Below are 20,768 nucleotides of genomic sequence, written 5' to 3' on the forward strand. Positions count from 1 at the left end.
GTTCGAAATTATTGAACAACACAAAAAAAGCCCCAATGTGGTACTCTATACCTATCATTTAAAACGATTTTAAACAGGCAGAATGCTGCCCAAGAGCTTTATGACTGAACAATCTACGTTGACGCTTCAGGTGTTACAGCAGCGGCTGGATGCACTGATGCTGCGCGACAAACAGCGCTTTGCTCGCCGCCTGCATGGCGTAAAGAAAGTAAAAAATCCTGATGCGCAACAGGCTATTTTCCAGACGATGGCGAAAGAAATTGAACAGGCTGCGGCGCAGGTCGCTCTACGCGAAGCGGCGCGCCCCTCAATCACTTATCCGCAAAATTTACCTGTTAGCCAGAAAAAACAGGACATTCTGGAAGCGATCCGCGATCATCAGGTGGTGATCGTGGCAGGGGAAACCGGTTCCGGTAAAACCACCCAGTTGCCGAAAATTTGTATGGAACTGGGACGCGGAATTAAAGGACTTATTGGACATACTCAGCCGCGTCGCCTGGCGGCGCGCACCGTTGCTAACCGCATTGCCGAAGAGTTGCAAACGGAGCCTGGCGGCTGCATCGGCTATAAAGTTCGTTTCAGCGATCATGTCAGTAGCAACACCATGGTCAAACTGATGACGGACGGTATCCTGCTGGCGGAAATCCAGCAGGACAGGCTATTGATGCAGTATGACACCATCATTATTGATGAAGCGCATGAACGCAGCCTGAATATTGACTTCTTGCTCGGCTATCTGAAAGAGCTTCTGCCGCGTCGCCCCGATCTGAAAGTGATTATTACCTCTGCGACCATCGACCCGGAACGTTTCTCGCGCCACTTTAATAACGCGCCGATTATCGAAGTCTCTGGCCGAACGTATCCCGTAGAAGTTCGTTATCGCCCTATCGTGGAAGAGGCTGACGACACTGAACGCGATCAGCTACAGGCAATTTTTGACGCTGTTGATGAACTGGGGCGTGAAAGTCCCGGCGATATCCTGATTTTTATGAGCGGAGAGCGGGAAATCCGCGATACCGCCGACGCCCTGAACAAGCTGAACTTACGGCATACCGAAGTGTTGCCGCTGTATGCACGCTTGTCGAACAGCGAACAGAACCGCGTTTTCCAGTCGCACAGCGGACGCCGTATCGTGCTGGCGACTAACGTGGCGGAAACCTCGCTGACGGTGCCGGGTATCAAGTATGTGATCGATCCTGGCACTGCGCGCATCAGCCGCTACAGCTACCGCACTAAAGTGCAGCGCCTGCCGATTGAACCGATCTCACAGGCTTCCGCCAACCAGCGTAAAGGGCGTTGCGGACGCGTATCGGAAGGGATCTGCATTCGTCTGTATTCGGAAGATGACTTTTTGTCACGTCCGGAATTTACCGACCCGGAAATTCTACGTACCAACCTGGCGTCGGTTATTTTGCAGATGACCGCCCTGGGGCTGGGTGACATCGCTGCCTTCCCGTTTGTCGAAGCGCCGGATAAGCGCAATATTCAGGATGGCGTGCGTTTGTTGGAAGAGCTGGGGGCGATTACCGCCGACGAACAGCAAACGGCATATAAGCTGACGCCGCTGGGCCGACAATTATCCCAGTTGCCGGTCGACCCGCGCCTGGCGCGTATGGTTCTGGAAGCGCAAAAGCATGGCTGTGTGCGCGAAGCGATGATCATTACTTCCGCACTCTCTATTCAGGATCCGCGCGAGCGCCCAGTGGACAAGCAGCAGGCTTCCGATGAGAAACACCGGCGCTTCCATGATAAGGAGTCCGATTTTCTGGCGTTTGTTAACCTGTGGAATTACCTCGGCGAGCAACAAAAGGCCCTGTCGTCGAATCAATTCCGCCGTCTGTGTCGCACCGACTATCTGAACTATTTACGCGTGCGTGAGTGGCAGGATATCTATACCCAACTGCGTCAGGTGGTCAAAGAACTGGGGATTCCGGTAAACAGCGAACCCGCAGAGTACCGGGAAATTCACGTTGCGTTGTTAACGGGGCTGTTGTCGCATATCGGGATGAAAGATGCCGATAAACAAGAGTACACCGGCGCGCGTAACGCCCGATTCTCTATTTTCCCCGGTTCCGGTTTATTCAAAAAACCGCCGAAATGGACAATGGTCGCAGAACTGGTGGAGACCAGCCGTTTGTGGGGGCGTATCGCTGCCCGCATTGAGCCAGAATGGGTGGAACCGGTAGCCCAGCACCTGATTAAACGTTCATATAGCGAACCGCACTGGGAGCGGGCGCAAGGCGCGGTGATGGCGACGGAAAAGGTTACTGTCTACGGTCTGCCGATTGTCGCCGCGCGCAAGGTGAATTACAGCCAGATTGACCCGGCGTTGTGTCGCGAGTTGTTCATCCGCCATGCGCTGGTGGAGGGGGACTGGCAAACCCGTCACGCCTTCTTCCGTGAGAATCTAAAATTGCGTGCGGAAGTCGAGGAACTTGAGCACAAATCTCGCCGCCGCGATATCCTGGTGGATGACGATACCCTGTTTGAGTTTTATGACCAGCGTATTAGCCATGACGTTATTTCCGCCCGCCACTTTGATAGTTGGTGGAAAAAAATCAGCCGCGAGACGCCGGATCTGCTCAACTTTGAAAAAAGTATGCTGATTAAAGAAGGCGCGGAAAAAATCAGCAAACTGGATTACCCGAACTTCTGGCACCAGGGCAATCTCAAGCTGCGTTTGAGCTATCAGTTTGAACCGGGCGCGGATGCTGACGGCGTGACCGTCCATATTCCGTTGCCGCTACTTAACCAGGTTGACGAGAGCGGTTTTGAATGGCAGATCCCAGGGCTGCGCCGTGAATTAGTGATTGCGCTGATTAAATCGTTGCCAAAACCGGTACGTCGCAACTTTGTTCCGGCGCCAAACTATGCTGAAGCGTTTTTAGGTCGCGTAACGCCGCTGGAGCTGCCGCTGCTGGACGCTCTGGAGCGTGAACTGCGCCGGATGACCGGCGTCACGGTCGACCGGGAAGACTGGCATTGGGATCAGGTGCCCGAGCATCTGAAAATCACGTTTCGCGTGGTGAATGACAAAAACAAGAAACTGCAGGAAGGGCGTTCGCTCGCCGAGCTTAAAAATGCGCTGAAAGGCAAAGTGCAGGAGACGCTCTCGGCGGTGGCGGATGACGGCATTGAGCAGAGCGGGCTGCATATCTGGAGTTTCGGCGAGCTGCCGGAAAGCTACGAACAGAAACGCGGTAATTATAAAGTGAAGGCGTGGCCGGCGTTAGTGGATGAGCGTGACAGCGTCGCTATCAAATTGTTTGATAATCCGCTGGAACAACAACAGGCGATGTGGTGCGGTTTACGCCGTCTGCTGTTGCTCAACATTCCTTCACCGATTAAGTATCTGCATGAGAAATTGCCGAATAAAGCCAAGCTGGGGCTGTACTTTAACCCGTACGGCAAAGTACTGGAGTTGATTGATGACTGTATCGCCTGCGGGGTAGATAAGCTGATAGATGCCAACGGCGGACCGGTGTGGAGCGAAGCAGGTTTCACCGCGCTGCACGAAAAGGTACGCGCCGAGCTGAATGATACTGTGGTGGATATCGCGAAGCAGGTTGAGCGCATCCTGACGACCGTATTCAATATCAATAAGCGTCTGAAAGGGCGGGTGGATATGAGCATGGCGTTGGGGCTTTCCGATATCAAGGCGCAGATGAGCGGTCTGGTATACCGTGGTTTTGTGACTGGCAACGGCTTTAAACGTCTCGGCGATACGCTGCGTTATCTGCAGGCAATTGAAAAGCGGCTGGAGAAACTGGCTGTCGATCCGCACCGCGATCGGGCGCAAATGCTGAAAGTCGAAAGCGTCCAGCAGGCGTGGCAACAATGGATAAATAAATTGCCTCCAGCGCGTCGCGAAGATGATGATGTTAAAGAGATCCGTTGGATGATTGAAGAACTGCGTGTCAGTTATTTCGCCCAACAGCTCGGTACGCCTTATCCTATTTCCGATAAGCGTATTTTACAGGCCATGGATCAGATTACGGCCTAAAAAGCCAGGCGACGATGTCTTTCAAAGAGATCCGGTACAAGTTCGGAACAAAAAGGAGGAATTATGAATACAACGCCATTTCCGGTGCTCTCTGCGGAAACATTGCTGGCGGTGAATACCGTCGGACAGTGGCTGGCGCAAAATGATTTTTCCGGCGAACAACCTTATTCGTCGGATTGTGTCGTCCTGGCGGGCAATGCGGTGATCCCCACTATCGACGCTGCCTGTCGCATCGCCAAAGCGCAAGACGTTCCTTTACTGATTAGCGGCGGTATAGGTCATTCAACGCCGTTTTTGTACGCCGTGATTGCCCGGCATTCGCGCTACCACACTATTCGCACAAGCGGACGCGCTGAAGCCGCTATCCTCGCGGATATCGCGAACCAGTTCTGGCATATTCCGGCTGAGAAAATTTGGCTGGAAGATCGGTCAACTAATTGCGGCGAAAATGCCCGTTTCTCTTGCGCACTGATCCGTCAGGCGAAAGAAAACATTAACACGGCTATCGTTGTGCAAGACCCCACCATGCAGCGGCGCACTATCGCGGCGTTTCGGCGCGTGACAAACGACGACACCGATGCGCCGCGCTGGCTGAGTTTTCCTGGTTTTGTTCCGGTACTGCGCCACCTTAATGGCGGTACACGTTTTGCCAATGTTGAAGAGGGCATCTGGACGGTGGAGCGTTATTTGTCTCTGATTGCCGGCGAGCTACCACGTTTGCGTGACGATGAAACAGGGTATGGACCGCGCGGTAAAGATTTTATCATTCACGTTGATATCCCACGTGATATTGAAAACGCATGGCAGGTATTGCAGGCAGATACTACGCTGCGCAGTGCGTTAGAACAGAGAGCTTTACGCTAAAAATCGCCCGTTTGCGAGGGTGAACGGGCAAGTGCGACCACCATCTCATAAATTTGATGAATTATTTATAAAAGCTGGTTATGTTGTCGCTTTACGGTTTTCATTCAGGACGCGCTATGGGCAATAAGTATTCCGGCCTGCAAATTGGTATTCACTGGTTAGTCTTTTTTCTGGTTATTGTGGCTTACGCCGCGATGGAGCTACGCGGTTTTGCGCCGCGTAGTTATCGGCCCTGGTTTAATATGACGCACGTTTCATGTGGTATCACTATTTTGCTTTTAATGGTGGCACGCTTGTTTATTCGGCTGAAATATCCCACGCCGCCCATTGTTCCTCGTCCAAAACCGATGATGACCGGAATGGCGCATTTAGGACATCTGGTGATTTACCTGTTATTTATCGTGCTGCCTGTTCTTGGTCTGGTCATGATGTATAACCGCGGCAATCCCTGGGTCGCATTTGGCATTACTATGCCCCATGCCGCCGAGGCTAACTTTGAACGCGTAGATATGCTGAAATCCTGGCACGTCACGCTGGCGAATCTGGGCTATTTTGTTATTGGACTTCATGCCATCGCTGCTTTGATGCATCACTATTTCTGGAAAGACAATACGCTGTTACGGATGATGCCGCGTAAGCGTGACTGACCGTCCTGTATGACGTTTGCTACAGGCGGGGTTAACCGCTTTAGGCAAACAAGGCATCTATCAGAGGGGATGGTGTATTCCATACAGAAAACGCCTGCGTCGAACCAGGACCCGTGACGCAGGCGAAGGAGGACGGGTCTACATCGGAAGCGGGTATTATACTTATTTGTATGACAAATAAAATAAGCAATTGCTATTCCGTAATCCAATGTTTAATCAACGGGTTAAACCCACATGATCGCGCTGCCCGACCGCCCGGAAGTGCCTACACTTACGATGAACGTGGCATAGTGGCGGAAAATAGCGCAACGGCGCCATGTTGCTCCAAAGTCACCTTAGCAAAATGTTCGTCCAACACGCTGCGTAACGTATCGGCTGAATCATTGGTATTACTGAATATTCCTTTCTTGTTATAAACAGCCATCAATTTCTTGCCAAAAGCATTGTGAGGAACCTCTTTGCCCAGAATCGTGGCACCAAAAAGTGTGCCGCCGGGTTTAAGCGCCATACCGGCATTTTTAATTGCCTTCGCTTTTGTTGTCATCTCACCAGGTAAGCAGTGCAGAAGATAGTACATCGAAACGGAATCGAAGCGCCCGTGCCAGTCCGCCGGGAACGTGTCGAAAACATCGTGTTGTAGTGTGGCGCGGATTTTCGTATTACCCACTCGGCTGGCGGCTATTTTCAGACTATCCGGATTTAAATCCATCAGCGAAATGGCATGAGTCGCAGGTGCATGCTTCAGGTAATAACCTGTACCTACGCCAATATCCAGGTGAGTCTCGCCCATATGATGCAGGAAGAAAGGAAGTAGTCGCGTATCAGTAGGACACTTCCAGGCATATTTGTTTGAGATATTGAGTACCCACCAGTCATATAAGCTAAGCGTGAATGGGTTATAGACTTTTGCGCCTGATTGTTGTGTATGCTTCATTGTTCTCTCACTAAATAATTTCGCGCTGGAATTAAAACAACGAAGCAATCGTTAGGCAAGCATTAATCAGGTGAGTGAGTAATTTAATGCGATGAATAAAGGCGATATTATGAGTTAAGCGGTTATCTTAAAGAAGATAGAGGATAATAATAGCTGGCAAATGAATTGGACAGTTATATTATTATAAGCTGATAATTAATAATCGTTAATATACACATATTAAGCCCTATGATAATAGTAATGCAATTAAATGCAGGAGGAACAATATTTATTCATACACATAAAGCGATTATTGCACATTAATTGATATTTTAAATGTTACGATGAGATAGCCATCGTGATTTAATATCACCTACCCGGAGGCGATATGATTGAGGTTTTTGAAGCGTTTGGCTGGACCTTACTTTTAGGCGGTCTGGCAGTGGCAGTACTGTTTATCACTGCACTGGATAAAAAACGGTAATCATTGCATTTGATGCGCCTGTTGAGTCGGTATTACAAATAATTGTACCTGAAATCTACCACTTCTGAATTTTGCGATATTTTGCCATTCTGACGGCAAGGGGTAATCCTGACTAAAGTTACCGCCGCTTATCAACCAGACACGATGGTGACTTTTTGAAAGCGTTGTCAGAGTATCAATATATGTCTGGTCGGCTTGCGCATAAAACAGTGAACCAAAGCCATAGGCATTCGGTCTGCCTGATGTTCCGTGTGCGTTAGGTGGTGTATAAAGAAACGCACGATAATCTCGCTTATTATAATACACATAACTTAAATAATCGAACATTTTACTGACTACCACGGCATCATTAGGCTGGTGACGGGTATTAATATAGTTTACCAATGGTTTAAACTCGTCTATGTGCTCAGGATTATTATGATATGAACCATAGCCGAATAATAAGGTGAATAAGATAAAACCGAAGCCACAAACCGCTTTTTTTGCGCGGGTAAGTAATACCGCGAGCAGGGGAGGAATGCTCAGCGATGAGAAGAAGAAATAACGATCGATAAATAACGGCATCCACCAGGAAATGATGAAGACCAGCATTACAGGGATGACCAGATTACAAAATAATATCAGCTGATATCTTTCATATTCTCCGTTGCATAAAGATATTCGCCCCACAGTACCGATAAAACTTCCCACAGCCAGCCACAGAATGATCGACGGAAAACCCTGTCCGTTGTTTCCGGTAAAGAAATGCCAGTACATTGCAGGCAGATCACGCCATGTTACGGGGGGAATCCAACCGATATCATTACCGGCTCTCAACTGCGCCAGATGAGTCAGTAAATTAAACAATACGGGCAACCAGGGGAGATAAGCGACAGCAATCGCCAGGTTAGCAAACCACCAGCCAGGAAGTTTAAGGTAGCAGGCCGTTTTATGGCTTTGGCAGGATAATATTGTTACTGCGATCCAGTGGGCAATAAGTGCAAATAGGGTGAAATAATGGGTGTAAAAACTGAACGTCATAAGTAAAGCATACGCGACAAGATAGCGATTATGGGTGGGTGTTTTTATCCACATCATCAATGCTAACGCGGCTGCGAGCGTTAGCATTCCCATTAACGCGTACATGCGCGTTTCTTGACTGTAATGGACTGCCATCGGCATCAGGGCGGCAAACCATCCTGCCAATAAGGCTGTACGCTCATTTGCCAGCCATCGCGTAAGCGCGATAACCAGCACAACTGTCAGGATCCCAAAGAGTAGACTGAGAGAGCGTACCGCTGCAATGCTATCACCCCATAATATGATCCAGTCATGCAGTAACAGATAATAAAGCGGGGGATGCACGTCAAAAGCGGCATGGAAGAGCAGATTATCTACGCTATGTCGACTAATCAGCACGCTGGACGCTTCGTCACACCAAAGGTAGCGGTCAGTTATAAACAGCAACCGTATAAGGACGGAGAATATGACAATGAGACAAACATGATATTTATACTTTATTTTTCTTAACCCATCGCCGGGCTGCCATATTGATAGTTGTGGTAGCGCCATAATATCCTCAATGGAGTAAGACTTAGACCAGAATGGACACCTAACGCAATAATGAAGGTTAAAATCTTAACCAACACTAAATAAAAATAACTTTGATAATGTCAGCGATGAATTAATCAGAATAGTGCAGTGCAACTCAGTAATCCTGACCGTAATGGCGAAGCAGTCTATGCTCTAAAAACCGGGTCAAACCGACAATAAAGGTAACGCCAATAAGGTACACTATGGCGGCAAAAAGGTAAGCATGGAAGAATTTAAAGCTGGTTGCAGCAACCTCCTGAATTCGCGCGAAAAACTCAGTATATTGGATAAGAAAAACGATGGTGCTGTCTTTAAGGTTATTAATCACCTGATTCGTTAAGGCTGGAATGGAAGACAGCAATACCTGAGGCAGTATAATCCACAAAAAGACCTGCCGTTTGTTCAACCCCTGAACGACTGCGGCCTCCGTTTCATATTTATTCAATGCGTTATAGGCCGTTGTCATGTACGCGGCATTATATGCGCCGACGTTTAAAGTAAACCCTGTAACCGCCACGGTAAAAGAGGACAGGTGAATGCCAGATTGAGGTAAACCATAATAGATAACAAACAGAATAAGAATGAGTGGCGTACCGATAAAGAAATCCATGTACAGTCGAGTTATGGCTTTTACCACGGGGCGATGGCTCAGGCTCAGAAAGAAAATAATAATTCCCCACAAAAAACCGGTGATGGAAACAATCAGCGCAAGTTTACAGGTTTCTTTAATACCGTCCACAACAAGTGGCAGTTGTTCAGTCAGGTCATTAAAGAAGAGAGACCAGCCAGCGATCATCGTTGTGCCTCGCTAAAAAAACAGTGGATATCTGGATCCGTTTCTCGTAAAGCAAGATCGGTAAAAGCGCCTTCTGCACGAATTTTGCCATGATTAAGAAACGTTACGTTATCGCTTAGTAATCTGGCGAGGCGAATATCATGAGTGACGCATAATATAGTGACGCCATTGTCGTGAAGTTGCTTGATCAACATTCCGACTTCATGAGTCATGAGCGGATCAAGCGCAGACGTCGGCTCATCAAAAATAATGAGTTCTGGGTCGGTGACCATTGTACGGGCCAGGGCGACGCGCTGTTGCTGCCCGCCCGATAATTGCGAAGGGTATTTCGCGCTATGCGAGACCATATCAAGTTTTTGTAGCTCATGTAAGGCTTTCTCCCGGGCTAGTTGTCCCGGCATGCCAAACACCTTACATAGGGCAAGGGTAATATTATCCATGACGTTAAGATGGCGATACAAAGCGTAATTCTGGAAGACACAACCAACTTTTTTTCTGAACTCAAGAATAGTAAATTCCTTGTCATAAATATTTCTCCCGTGAAAATAAATATCACCATAATCAGGCTCTTCTAATCGAAGCAGACAGCGTAAAAGCGTCGTTTTTCCACAACCCGATGGCCCCATGACTACTTTCATGTCTCCCGATTGAATTTTCAGACTAACCGTATCAAGAACCTTTTTTCCTGAATATTCCTTACTTATCTCTTTTAGTTCCAGTAAAGCCATGAGTATCACCTCTATTTTTATGCTTCAACTGATGCGATATTTTTTCTCAAACACTCCGGCCAGAAGAGTAAAAACTTTATAAATAATGAAATATAATACCCCGGCAAGAGTATAGATCTGCAATCCGTTCAGCGTGATGGCTGTCAGTGACATTGCCTGCTTCGTTATTTCAGCGATGCCGACAGTATAAGCAAAGGGCGTCGCTTTTAATACAGAAGAAAACTCATTGATAATACCGGGCACAGAAAATCGCAACATCTGTGGCAGTTCAATATTTACTATAACCTGTAATTGACGCATTCCTGCTACTTTCGCTACCGTTATTTCGAATGGCTCAACTAATTTAAGCGCCCCTCTGAACACCTCGGCAAGATAACTCCCGCTGATTAAGCCGACGCTGAGGTTCATGGCCACCAGAGGTGAAACATATATGCCAATCGCTGGCAATCCAAAATAAACAAGAAAAACAGCAATAAGTATTGGAATTCCCCGAAGAATAAAGACCAGTACGTCGAGTATCTTCTGTAGTGGAAGGGGGGATAGTCGCCGTAATACGGCGACTGTAAGCCCGGTAAAAAACGCTGAGAGAAAACAGGTAAAGGTTACAAGCAGCGTATTACCAATCCCTTCCAATAGGAAATAAAAGATAGCCAGCATATTACCTGATGACATAGCTTACTATTTCATCCAGTTATCGACGATGCCAGATATTTTTTGTGGCCCTTGCTCTTTAAGCCATAAGTTGAAATCATCGCGCACGGGAGAGCCTTTCTTAAAGGCAATGCCAAGTTGATCAACATTCTTGAAAACATAACGGCTTTCTATCGGCATCTTTTTCTTATTTTTGAAGGTAAAATAAACCGGCTCTTCTATAAAAGCCAGATCAAGATTACCATTTTTTAGATCAGCCATCGTCTCATTATATGTTGGATATAATTTTACTTTACTTAACGAGTAGTATCCTTTGGGCTCCAGATCGTTTTTGATAAGGTCGGAGTAAGCCATTCCTCGAGGGTATCCAATAGAATATTGATTTAATTCATTGAGGTTATTGAGCGTTATTTTATGATTAGCCATACTGACCAGATAAAAAGAGTTGATGTAATAAGGTTCAGAAAAATCAATAACTTTCTTACGTTTATCTGTGATTGAAATTCCCGAAAATGCGACATCTGCCTGACCACTCGCCACTGCGCCAAGCATTCCATCCCAGGCATATTCGGTGATGTTTAGCTTACAATGCCGTGACTGACAGTAAGACGAAAAAAGCTCCAGATCTATCCCCTGCAATTTGCCATCAGCACTTTTAAATAACATAGGGGGAGAGGCCGGTGATACTGCGACATTGAGTGTTTTCCCTTCAACGATGCTATCAGCAAAAGCTGAAGACGACATTATTCCCAACACTATCATCGATAAGCCAATTTTTTTGAATAACATGCTATCTATTTCCTGTAGTAAGGTAATGTGTATTATAAATTAAGCATTAGGGCGTGAACCTGACATTTGCAGGCGTAAAGTACTTAACGTTATGTATTCCATCGCTGTTAACTAATTTAATCAGGAGGTTTGACAGGAATCATCAAAGGGAATGGATTGAATATACCATGAGATATCAACTGGATATGAGTGCAGCGACCCCATGAAAGGTGAAAATGTAAAAATACCATAGACATTAGTATACTGGACATAGTTTATGCTCCATTTACGCATACATATTTACATGATAAGCAGATAATTGCTTCAGTGACGGTGTATTTAATGTCTCTAAGTATCATCTTGCCACTCTATCCAGGGCCAATATAAAGACTTATCTTTGCTTGTCAAATACATTTTCTGAGCTAATTTGATTTGCGTGCTATCTATATTTGCAAGCATATAAATTATTTATCCTATGAACAAACGACAACAAATCAGGAGTTCTGACGATGTTGTTATGTTTATCAAAACGTTAACTTGTTTTAATCGACAATAATCTTAATTCAGAAATATCTTAATATATGCGGTTGTCGAGATAAAATTCTCAAATTAACATCGTACATCTTATGTAATAAATATAAATACGATAAATAAATCCAAAACTGAGACTGCCAACCGGATAACAAACAGCAATAAAGAGGGCTCTTCATTAAGTTATCCTGGCAATGGTTAAGGTGGTAACATTTTTGGTGGCTTTACCCATTTTAATCGTGTTCACAACACGTTAATTACCTTATGATTACCATGGTAATTAAAAATGAATCCTCGATGACTCGATGACTCGATGACTCGATGACTCGATGACTCGATGACTCGTTGGCTGAATGAAAAGAAAATTCTACATCACATAGGCGCATGTATCGCGTATAATGGGCTCCGATGTCCCTAATCATTGCTATGACATAATAATATGTATCTTAACCGCTTTTGTTATTTACTCCTGATCTCCGCTGCGGTCGGAAGCATTTTTACATCGCATCCCGTCGCGATGTGGTTCCTGCTCGCCAACGTGCTAACGCTGGCGATCTACGGTATAGACAAAACGGCGGCACGTAAAACCTGGCGCAGAGTGCCGGAATCCACTTTGTTGGTGTTTGGGGTTGTCGGTGGGTGGCCTGGTGCGATTGTTGGTCAACAACTCTTCCGTCATAAAACGCAAAAGCAGCCATTCAAAACATACTTTATCGTCAGTGTGATAGTGAGTATTGTAGTTACGGTGGCGATCTATCGACTCTATCCATTTTTGTCCTACTGAACATAGAGTATGGATCACTTATTGACCAACCGGCAGCAAAGACAACCTCATATTTTCATGCCACCGGCACTATGATATTGAGCGGTGTTTTGCTCAAGGCGTACCGCAGCCGATGGAACATTATTCAGTGGAATAATGATGAGCTATAAAACTTTCTAACATTGTGGCAAAACAATGATGGACTTCCTGGGTTGGATGGACAAAGTCATTGAAGACGTATTGCGGACATATATCCAGCTGAGGGTCTTTAGCCCCGGGAACATGTACATAGCCGTGGTGAGTATAAGGGTTTTCCGTATCATAACCAATATTACTGGCCACCTCCATTATCATCTTAAATGCATCGGCAGTCTCGAAATAGCATATTTTGTGCTGGGGATATTTTTCTTTTAATTCTTCAACATTAGTTTTTAGCAGGGCATTGTGAGCGGTGCTTTCATCCTTAAGTTTTCTTTTTTCATCAGAATGTTTGCCATAGGGCGTCAAAGACAAATCGGGAATCCCCATGACTAAAACATTATTAACTCCACCGGAAATTATTTTTTCAATATCATCAATTTGTTGCTCAACGACCATCATTACATTATCTTTGTGTAGTGTCATATAGTCATTAGCCCCCAATAAAAATATCGCCAGGTCCTGGTGAGAAGGGGTGTAAGATGCGACTTGTCTGTCCGTATTTGATACAAAGTCACCGAGGCAATTAAAGCAGGAATACCTTGCCGATGTACTTCCCCCTTCAGCAAAATTAAGCATCTCTTTACCTAAGAAGTGTGGAGATGATAAAAACTCAGTCCAGGTAAATCCATTAGTAAACCTTCCGCCAAAGTATTGACCATAGGAGGGTAAGATATGATGTGTTTTTTCAAACATACGCCCCATGGAGTCAGATAAACTGTCGCCAAAAAATACCAGTCTGGTAATATCACCTAAAGAAATATTTTTTGGCTTGGGATGTAATCTATTGATTTCTTTGGCAAGACCAAAAGCTTCCGGATGACATTCAACCTCAATAGATAAAATATTTTCACCATTATCATCTTTAATAATCAACTTATCGGCGTGTTCCTGTGATTCTATAATAAACTGTTCTTTACATCCCTGAGACGCTAAGGCTCGAAGTTTGATGTAGGCTCCGCGAACCTGTACCGGTGTTAGATTCAGTTCCTGATAGTGGTAAAGTTTAAAGATACATTCGAGCGCCTCTGCATGGTAAGTGGTGAAGAAATATGCTTTGATTTTCTCCCATAAACTTAATTCCGGAGGGCGTGCGCTTTCTTTTATCACATTAAATCTTTCAGCACTGATAGATGATGTGAAATAACCCTGTCCAACACTCAATGGCATAGTGTCCTCCTTACTAATTAATCACGCTTTAGCAAAACATTAATTAACAAATATTAGCAAGAAAAGTAATCAGGTAAATGGTGTATATAGAATTGCGCTTCTTTAACAGTTTGTCGCCGCCAAAAAAACACATGCAATATTTATTATTTTTCAACGAAGTAAATATATCATCAACAACGTGAGGTTAATGCCGGGTACATATTATCTGACTGCTATCATTATTGACTGTGCGTCTGGTTAAGGCAAACCTCTAAAAAAAGTAGCCACTCCTGATTTTAGTGTGCTGGCGTGGGTATGAGCTGGCTTGATACTCAGGAAAATTAGGTAAGCTTATCATCAAGCTATTATTTCCAAGGGGGTGGTGTTTTATATAACGTGTTGATTTCTATTTTCATGTTAAATATTTCTTAAGTGAGTTAACTATAATGAGTGATGATTCAATTATTAAAAACTCTTCAATGCTTTTGGCCTATTTAGGTGGTCTGGGATGGGGGAGCGCCTATTTTTATGGCTGGGGCGTCTCCGCGTACTATGGTTTCCCGTGGTGGTATGTAGGCGTCGGCCCTGACAACATTGCCCGAAGTCTATTCCATGCGATTAGCCTGATGGCTATATTCATAATAGCGTGGGGAGTGGGTATTCTATTATTTTTTTTAGTAAAGCAAAAAGCACGTATTCACGACCTTAGCTTCTTACGCCTTTTTTTGGCAGCGGTTTTGTTCTTTATTCCAATTGTTATCGAGTTTTCTCTCTTAACAGAATCGTTTTTGTGGGAGCTTTTTTTTATCATTTTACTGGTGGCTTTATGCCTATCGGTGGGGATGCGTTTTTATAGTAAATTGATGCCAGTGATTTGTTTTACGCAACTCAGTTGGGTGCGAAGACATTGTTTCACTATAGTTATGATTGGTTTTATTATATATTTTTTTATATTTTCTTTTTTTGTTGGGATCTATAAGCCACAATTAAAGAAAGAATACGAAATGATATTGTATGATGGAGGCTGGTACTACGTCCTGGCCAGGTATCATGATAGTTTTATTTTGTCGAAATCCTTTACTAAAAATAACAATAGATTTATTATTTTTAGACCAGAAGATGGACACTCTTATGAAATTACCCTGGTAAAAGTCAGACTTTAATAAAATACTGGCTGGCAAGAGCGTGAAATGACGCCAGAGCTTCCCATGGCAGAGATTAGAGAAAGAACTGAGCGCCCATATCTGTAGGCTGTGGAATAGCAATGCCGGGAAGGGCATGGCATGACACTTTATCTGACATTACCATCTGAGTGGCAGTTTAGCAGATGTTTCAGGCCAAACCCAAGTTGAATTGGACCGCTCAGAAGCCGATTACCTACATAACAAATCCTGGCCGCAAGCTTATGCTGTGGGCGGAATATACGACCGCTATTATCCAGATTGGCTGTTAACTTATTTATTTTCCCAAAGTAGCCTATAACAGGGCTCCCTGAGGCATTGGCTAGCATCTGTGCATTGGAAAAACAGCTTCCATTTGCACTATAGCAACTTATAAATTTTATTTCCTCATGAGAGTTGCTAATATGGCGGATTGATTTTGAAAGTGATGATGACTGACTTGCACCGGAACCGTACCGATTTTCATGTTGAACAACAAAAGGAGCACCATGTTTACAAATCGAAATAGGCATGGATTATTACCTGAGATTGATTTCAAATTAACAATAATGATGACGCTTTTGGGTATTAAAAATCTTTCAAATAACGCTCATTTGATTTTTTGTCCACATTGACTAAGCCTGGAAAGACACAGGGTTGAGATATTTTCGCTACCCGTCGGCGGTGTATCGCAGTTGTGATGTTACGTTCTTACAAGACTGACATCTGCATATCATAACCTTTATTCATTACCACCTGGTGAGTAAATAAAAACTATTAAGCAAATATTTACTTCTGAGTAATGGGACTGGATTTACCGGCATTACCTCTGTGCCCCAGTCGGGCAGAACATTGCAGCTTAGAAAGAAAGCTTTGGTGTTTATTGTCTGTGGCCTGAAAAAGTTCCCATGAGCTGAATATGCTGAATGTGAACTGATTCTTGATGGTCTATGCCGGAAATCTATAAGCTATTGATTTTTATATTGTGTGTCATTTTACAATTACATAAACATAAAATTCTGATAGTATACCCCCCTATAGTATATGGAGGTCGAATGCCGCATTCACCTGAAGATAAAAAACGTATCCTTACCCGCGTTCGTCGCATACGCGGGCAGGTTGAAGCGCTGGAGAGGGCGCTTGAGTCTGGCGAACCTTGTCTGGCTATTCTGCAACAAATTGCCGCCGTGCGCGGCGCTTCTAATGGCCTGATGAGTGAAATGGTTGAGATCCATCTGAAAGATGAGCTGGTCAGCGGGGAAACTACGCCAGATCAGCGCGCGGTTCGGATGGCGGAAATCGGCCATCTTCTTCGCGCTTATCTAAAATAACAATTTCCCTCACCGTAACAGGAAGAGATATATGAAATCACGTGCAGCAGTTGCTTTTGGTCCCGGTCAGCCGCTAAAAATTGTCGAGATTGACGTTGCGCCGCCGAAAAAAGGCGAAGTTCTGGTCAAAATCACCCATACCGGCGTTTGCCATACCGATGCTTTTACCCTTTCCGGCGATGATCCGGAAGGCGTATTCCCGGCAGTACTGGGTCACGAAGGCGGCGGCGTGGTAGTTGAGGTCGGCGAGGGGGTCACCAGCCTGAAACCCGGCGACCATGTTATTCCACTGTACACGGCGGAATGCGGCGAGTGTAAGTTCTGTAAGTCCGGTAAAACTAACCTTTGTCAGGCCGTACGCGCCACTCAGGGAAAAGGGCTGATGCCGGATGGCACTACCCGCTTTTCTTATAACGGCGAACCCGTTTATCACTATATGGGAACCAGCACGTTCAGCGAATATACCGTTTGCGCGGAAATTTCTCTGGCGAAAGTGAACCCGCAGGCGCCGCTGGATAAAGTGTGTCTGTTGGGCTGCGGCGTGACGACTGGTATTGGCGCCGTCCATAACACCGCTAAAGTGAAAGCGGGCGACACCGTTGCCGTTTTTGGTTTAGGCGGTATTGGGCTGGCGGTTATTCAGGGCGCGGTTCAGGCTAAAGCCGGGCGTATTTTAGCTGTCGACACGAATCCGGAAAAATTTACGCTGGCGGGCGAAATGGGGGCCACGGACTTTATTAATCCGAATGATTACGACAAACCGATCCAGGACGTTATTGTTGAGCTTACTGATGGCGGCGTAGATTTCAGTTTTGAATGTATCGGCAACGTTAACGTGATGCGAGCGGCGCTGGAATGTTGTCATAAAGGCTGGGGCGAAAGCATTATTATTGGCGTAGCGGGGGCAGGGCAGGAAATCAAAACCCGTCCCTTCCAGCTAGTGACTGGTCGCGTCTGGCGTGGCTCCGCTTTTGGCGGCGTGAAAGGGCGCACGCAGCTGCCAGGGATGGTCGAGGATGCGATGAACGGTAAAATCCGTTTAGATCCTTTTATTACTCACCGCCTGCCGCTGGAGCAGATTAACGATGCCTTTGAACTGATGCATCAGGGTAAATCCATCCGTACTGTTATCCACTTTAGCGATAACTGATTCATCCGCCAGCGGATTTTCCGCTGGCGCTTTTCTGAATTTTCTGGAATGAATGTTGTGAAAATGTGACGAAGGCGATGCTTTTCGCGATAAGCAAACGTCACGAAGTGCCGATGACTATCTAACGGGCGTGTTTTACGCATAAAACTTACAAGAGAGTCGACGGTCATGGGCAACACATTCTCGATGCAAGCCTCGCATAAACTGGGCTTCCTGCATCATATTCGGCTGGTTCCGCTGTTTTCCTCCATTCTCGGTGGCATCCTTCTTCTTTTTGCTTTGAGCGCCGGGCTGGCAGGCTATTTTCTGTTACAGGCCGATCGCGATCAGCGTGATGTCACGGACGAGATTCAGGTACGGATGGGATTATCCAACAGCGCTAACCACTTACGTACCGCACGTATCAATATGATCCACGCTGGCGCGGCGAGCCGGATTGCTGAAATGGATGAAATGAAAGCCAATATTGCCGCTGCGGAAACGCGGATCAAGCAGTCTCAGGACGGCTTTAACGCTTATATGTCCAGAGCGGTGAAAACACCCGCCGATGACGCGCTAGATAACGAGTTAAACGCCCGTTACACCGCCTATATCAACGGCCTGCAACCGATGCTGAAATTTGCCAAAAATGGCATGTTCGAAGCGATCATTAATCATGAAAACGAGCAGGCAAAACAACTGGATGCCGCATATAACCATGTCCTGTTGAAAGCGATTGAACTGCGCACCGAGCGGGCAAGACTACTTAGCGAACAGGCTTACCAACGTACCCGGCTCGGTATGATGTTTATGATTGGCGCATTTACGCTGGCGCTGGTATTGACGTTAATGACCTTCATGGTGCTGCGTCGCACGGTGATACAACCCTTGCAGCAGTCTGCGTCACGTATCGAACGCATTGCGGCGGGCGATCTAACCATGGCTGACGAGCCCACAGGACGCAGTGAAATTGGTCGTCTGAGTCATCATCTTCAGCAAATGCAGCATGCGTTGCAACAAACGGTAGGGGCGGTGCGTCAGGGGGCGGAGGAAATTTATCGAGGCACCAGCGAAATTACCGCCGGTAATACGGATTTATCTTCTCGTACTGAACAGCAGGCTGCCGCCATTGAACAAACCGCGGCCAGTATGGAACAGTTGACGGCAACCGTTAAGCAGAATGCGGATAATGCGCATCACGCCAGCAAACTGGCGGAAGATGCTTCCGGTAAAGCCAGTCGCGGAGGCCAGATGGTTTCCGGGGTCGTACAAACGATGGGGAATATTTCCACCAGCTCGAAAAAAATCTCGGAAATTACCGCCGTCATTAACAGTATCGCTTTCCAGACCAACATACTGGCGCTGAACGCGGCGGTCGAGGCGGCACGTGCCGGGGAACAAGGACGCGGTTTTGCGGTGGTCGCCAGTGAGGTTCGTACCCTCGCCAGTCGCAGCGCGCAGGCGGCAAAAGAGATTGAAGGCTTGATCGGCGCATCGGTCAGCCTGATTGAACAAGGATCTGAAGAGGTTATCGCTGCGGGGAGCACCATGAATGAGATTGTGGATGCCGTCAAACGCGTCACCGATATTATGCTCGATATCGCGGCAGCCTCTGATGAGCAAAGTCGCGGTATTGTTCAGGTCAGTCAGGCGATTTCTGAGATGGACAAGGTTACGCAACAAAACGCGTCGCTGGTCGAAGAGGCGTCCGCGGCGGCGGCTTCGCTTGAAGAACAGGCCGCCCGCTTGACGCAAGCCGTTGATGCGTTTCATTTACAGGATACTGGCGCGACGATGCGATCATCCTTCCTTTAATGAGCGTCGCGCCAGCGGGCTATTTTAGCCGCGGGCGCGTTTAATGCCCGACAGCCGCTATCACAGCGGCATCGATTTACGGATCGCCGCAATCAGCATTTGCGCCCCGGTTGAGAGCGGGATATCAACTCGCGTAAGAATACCTATCGGTTCGCCTGCGCTCTGGGTCGGCACGGGTAATGAGACCAGCGTTGCCTGGCGAAGATCTTCTTTAACCGCGCCAGAGGGGACGAACCAGACGTAATCGTAATCTACGGTAAGTTGTCGTGATAACGATGCGGATAGCGTTTCGATACATCCGGCAGGCATTTTACACCCCTGGCTTTGCAACAGGGCTTCCGCATTCTGGCGCGGTACCGTGCCTTTTGGCGAGACGACTACCGGCCATTCCATAACCCGACTGAGCGTGATCGTCTCCTGTAACAGGGGATGACCGGGGCGTACCACTAATTTAAGCGATTCTAAAAACAGCAGTTCGTAATTTAAACCGCCCATTAATTCCGGGTCTGACATGCGGCCAATACCCAGATCGATCTCGCCTGACTTGAGACCCGCAAGCAACATCGTATTGTTCATGGTCGCGACCTGTAACGAGGTCGATTTTTGCTGTTGATGGAACCGCCCAATAGCCGCCGGGAGTATACCCAGCGCAGCGGTGGGGAGCGCGCCAACACGCACCACATCGGCGCTGGCGTCCTCTTTGCGATTCAGCGCCTGCCCGGCGGTATTCAATGCATCTAATACTTTTACCGCATGAGTCAAAAATTGTTCGCCAGGAACCGTTAATTGCGCGCCCAGTCGCCCGCGTTCGAACAGACGGGTTCCGGTGAGTTGTTCCAGTTCGTTCAGCGTTTTAGAAAGCGCTGGCTGGCTCAGGTTAAGGGTTTCAGCCGCGCGCCCCAGCGTTCCCTGTTGCGCAACGGCGACAAATGTATGAAGGTGGCGCAACCGAATGCGCTGACTAAACAGACCATTTTTTTCCATAAGCGATGTTAAAAACAGAGCCGTGCGGGTGACAAGTAAAGTTGTTTGTTTTTGATAACCTGATAGCAAAATATTATTAACATTTTATCATTTCAAGTTACAACTGTTTTATTTTACTGATGATTCAACTGCCGTTAAGCGTGTTAAGCCGCGATCTGGTCGGGGATACGCCAGCTCATGTCAATCCGTTCTGCATAATGAATTCAGACCGGATCACACTTTATAAATTCTTCTCCCCGGAATGGATGAGGTTTTCTACACTCCAGGTAACATTCACTGGAG

General features: G+C 46.6%; 17 protein-coding genes. 8 read left to right on the top strand and 9 right to left on the bottom strand.

Features of this window, described 5'->3' with window-relative positions; all coding sequences use genetic code 11:
* Positions 1–100: 100 nt before the first annotated feature.
* The 3 genes from hrpA (at position 101) to cybB (ending at position 5,514) form a co-directional block, all read left to right on the top strand.
* Positions 101–4,003 carry an ATP-dependent RNA helicase HrpA gene (gene hrpA / locus ACLJRH_RS03590; RefSeq protein WP_001550139.1) on the top strand — a complete coding sequence of 1,301 codons (3,903 nt, stop codon included), beginning with the start codon at positions 101–103 and terminating at the stop codon, positions 4,001–4,003.
* Between the two features lie 63 nt (positions 4,004–4,066).
* Positions 4,067–4,867 carry a YdcF family protein gene (locus ACLJRH_RS03595; RefSeq protein ID WP_023136768.1) on the top strand — a complete coding sequence of 267 codons (801 nt, stop codon included), beginning with the start codon at positions 4,067–4,069 and terminating at the stop codon, positions 4,865–4,867.
* A gap of 116 nt (positions 4,868–4,983) precedes the next feature.
* Positions 4,984–5,514, top strand: a complete 531-nt coding sequence (gene cybB / locus ACLJRH_RS03600; RefSeq protein WP_023136769.1) for a cytochrome b561 — start codon at positions 4,984–4,986, stop codon at positions 5,512–5,514.
* A gap of 271 nt (positions 5,515–5,785) precedes the next feature.
* On the opposite strand, the gene ACLJRH_RS03605 is transcribed toward cybB, so the two are convergent.
* The 6 genes from ACLJRH_RS03605 to ACLJRH_RS03630 form a co-directional block, all read right to left on the bottom strand.
* A complete protein-coding gene (locus ACLJRH_RS03605) occupies positions 5,786–6,448 on the bottom strand; it encodes a class I SAM-dependent methyltransferase (RefSeq protein WP_001611673.1) in 663 nt (220 codons plus the stop codon).
* Between the two features lie 463 nt (positions 6,449–6,911).
* Entirely contained in the window at positions 6,912–8,462 is a 1,551-nt protein-coding gene (locus ACLJRH_RS03610) for a glycosyltransferase family 39 protein (RefSeq protein WP_001555933.1), read from the bottom strand.
* A 136-nt stretch (positions 8,463–8,598) separates the two neighbouring features.
* Positions 8,599–9,279 carry an amino acid ABC transporter permease gene (locus ACLJRH_RS03615; protein WP_000560165.1) on the bottom strand — a complete coding sequence of 227 codons (681 nt, stop codon included), beginning with the start codon at positions 9,277–9,279 and terminating at the stop codon, positions 8,599–8,601.
* Positions 9,276–10,007: an amino acid ABC transporter ATP-binding protein gene (locus tag ACLJRH_RS03620; protein WP_001634043.1), complete on the bottom strand. Its 732-nt coding sequence runs from the start codon at positions 10,005–10,007 to the stop codon at positions 9,276–9,278. Before ACLJRH_RS03620 ends, ACLJRH_RS03615 begins: the two co-directional genes overlap by 4 nt.
* Before the next feature lie 24 nt (positions 10,008–10,031).
* Positions 10,032–10,679, bottom strand: a complete 648-nt coding sequence (locus tag ACLJRH_RS03625) for an amino acid ABC transporter permease (RefSeq protein ID WP_023213809.1) — start codon at positions 10,677–10,679, stop codon at positions 10,032–10,034.
* Positions 10,680–10,685: 6 nt separating this feature from the next.
* The gene (locus ACLJRH_RS03630) at positions 10,686–11,447 is read right to left on the bottom strand and encodes a transporter substrate-binding domain-containing protein (RefSeq protein ID WP_001527895.1); all 762 of its coding nucleotides are present in this window, start codon (positions 11,445–11,447) and stop codon (positions 10,686–10,688) included.
* Positions 11,448–12,396: 949 nt separating this feature from the next.
* Between ACLJRH_RS03630 and ACLJRH_RS03635 the strand changes: the two genes are divergently transcribed.
* A complete protein-coding gene (locus tag ACLJRH_RS03635) occupies positions 12,397–12,741 on the top strand; it encodes a DUF1294 domain-containing protein (protein WP_000281190.1) in 345 nt (114 codons plus the stop codon).
* Positions 12,742–12,861: 120 nt separating this feature from the next.
* On the opposite strand, the gene sseJ is transcribed toward ACLJRH_RS03635, so the two are convergent.
* Positions 12,862–14,088, bottom strand: coding sequence for an SPI-2 type III secretion system effector SseJ (gene sseJ / locus ACLJRH_RS03640; protein ID WP_001131418.1), 1,227 nt, complete (start codon positions 14,086–14,088; stop codon positions 12,862–12,864).
* Positions 14,089–14,513: 425 nt separating this feature from the next.
* On the opposite strand from sseJ, the gene ACLJRH_RS03645 reads away from it, so the two are divergent.
* Positions 14,514–15,230 (top strand): hypothetical protein, encoded by a 717-nt coding sequence (locus tag ACLJRH_RS03645; RefSeq protein ID WP_001527697.1) that lies wholly within the window; start codon positions 14,514–14,516, stop codon positions 15,228–15,230.
* 128 nt (positions 15,231–15,358) lie between these two features.
* Here ACLJRH_RS03645 and ACLJRH_RS03650 read toward each other — a convergent pair whose 3' ends face one another.
* Positions 15,359–15,760, bottom strand: coding sequence for an effector protein (locus ACLJRH_RS03650; protein ID WP_077909911.1), 402 nt, complete (start codon positions 15,758–15,760; stop codon positions 15,359–15,361).
* A gap of 522 nt (positions 15,761–16,282) precedes the next feature.
* Between ACLJRH_RS03650 and ACLJRH_RS03655 the strand changes: the two genes are divergently transcribed.
* From ACLJRH_RS03655 to ACLJRH_RS03665, 3 genes are all read left to right on the top strand, one after another.
* Positions 16,283–16,558, top strand: coding sequence for a metal/formaldehyde-sensitive transcriptional repressor (locus ACLJRH_RS03655; RefSeq protein ID WP_001120770.1), 276 nt, complete (start codon positions 16,283–16,285; stop codon positions 16,556–16,558).
* A gap of 31 nt (positions 16,559–16,589) precedes the next feature.
* Positions 16,590–17,708: an S-(hydroxymethyl)glutathione dehydrogenase/class III alcohol dehydrogenase gene (locus ACLJRH_RS03660; protein ID WP_000842142.1), complete on the top strand. Its 1,119-nt coding sequence runs from the start codon at positions 16,590–16,592 to the stop codon at positions 17,706–17,708.
* A 168-nt stretch (positions 17,709–17,876) separates the two neighbouring features.
* On the top strand, positions 17,877–19,502 hold the full coding sequence (locus ACLJRH_RS03665) for a methyl-accepting chemotaxis protein (RefSeq protein WP_000528480.1): 1,626 nt from the start codon (positions 17,877–17,879) through the stop codon (positions 19,500–19,502).
* A gap of 60 nt (positions 19,503–19,562) precedes the next feature.
* Here ACLJRH_RS03665 and ACLJRH_RS03670 read toward each other — a convergent pair whose 3' ends face one another.
* The gene (locus tag ACLJRH_RS03670; RefSeq protein ID WP_000414259.1) at positions 19,563–20,486 is read right to left on the bottom strand and encodes a LysR substrate-binding domain-containing protein; all 924 of its coding nucleotides are present in this window, start codon (positions 20,484–20,486) and stop codon (positions 19,563–19,565) included.
* Positions 20,487–20,768: the final 282 nt, after the last annotated feature.

This window comes from Salmonella sp. SAL04162 (genome assembly GCF_046551535.1).
Lineage (GTDB): Bacteria > Pseudomonadota > Gammaproteobacteria > Enterobacterales > Enterobacteriaceae > Salmonella > Salmonella enterica.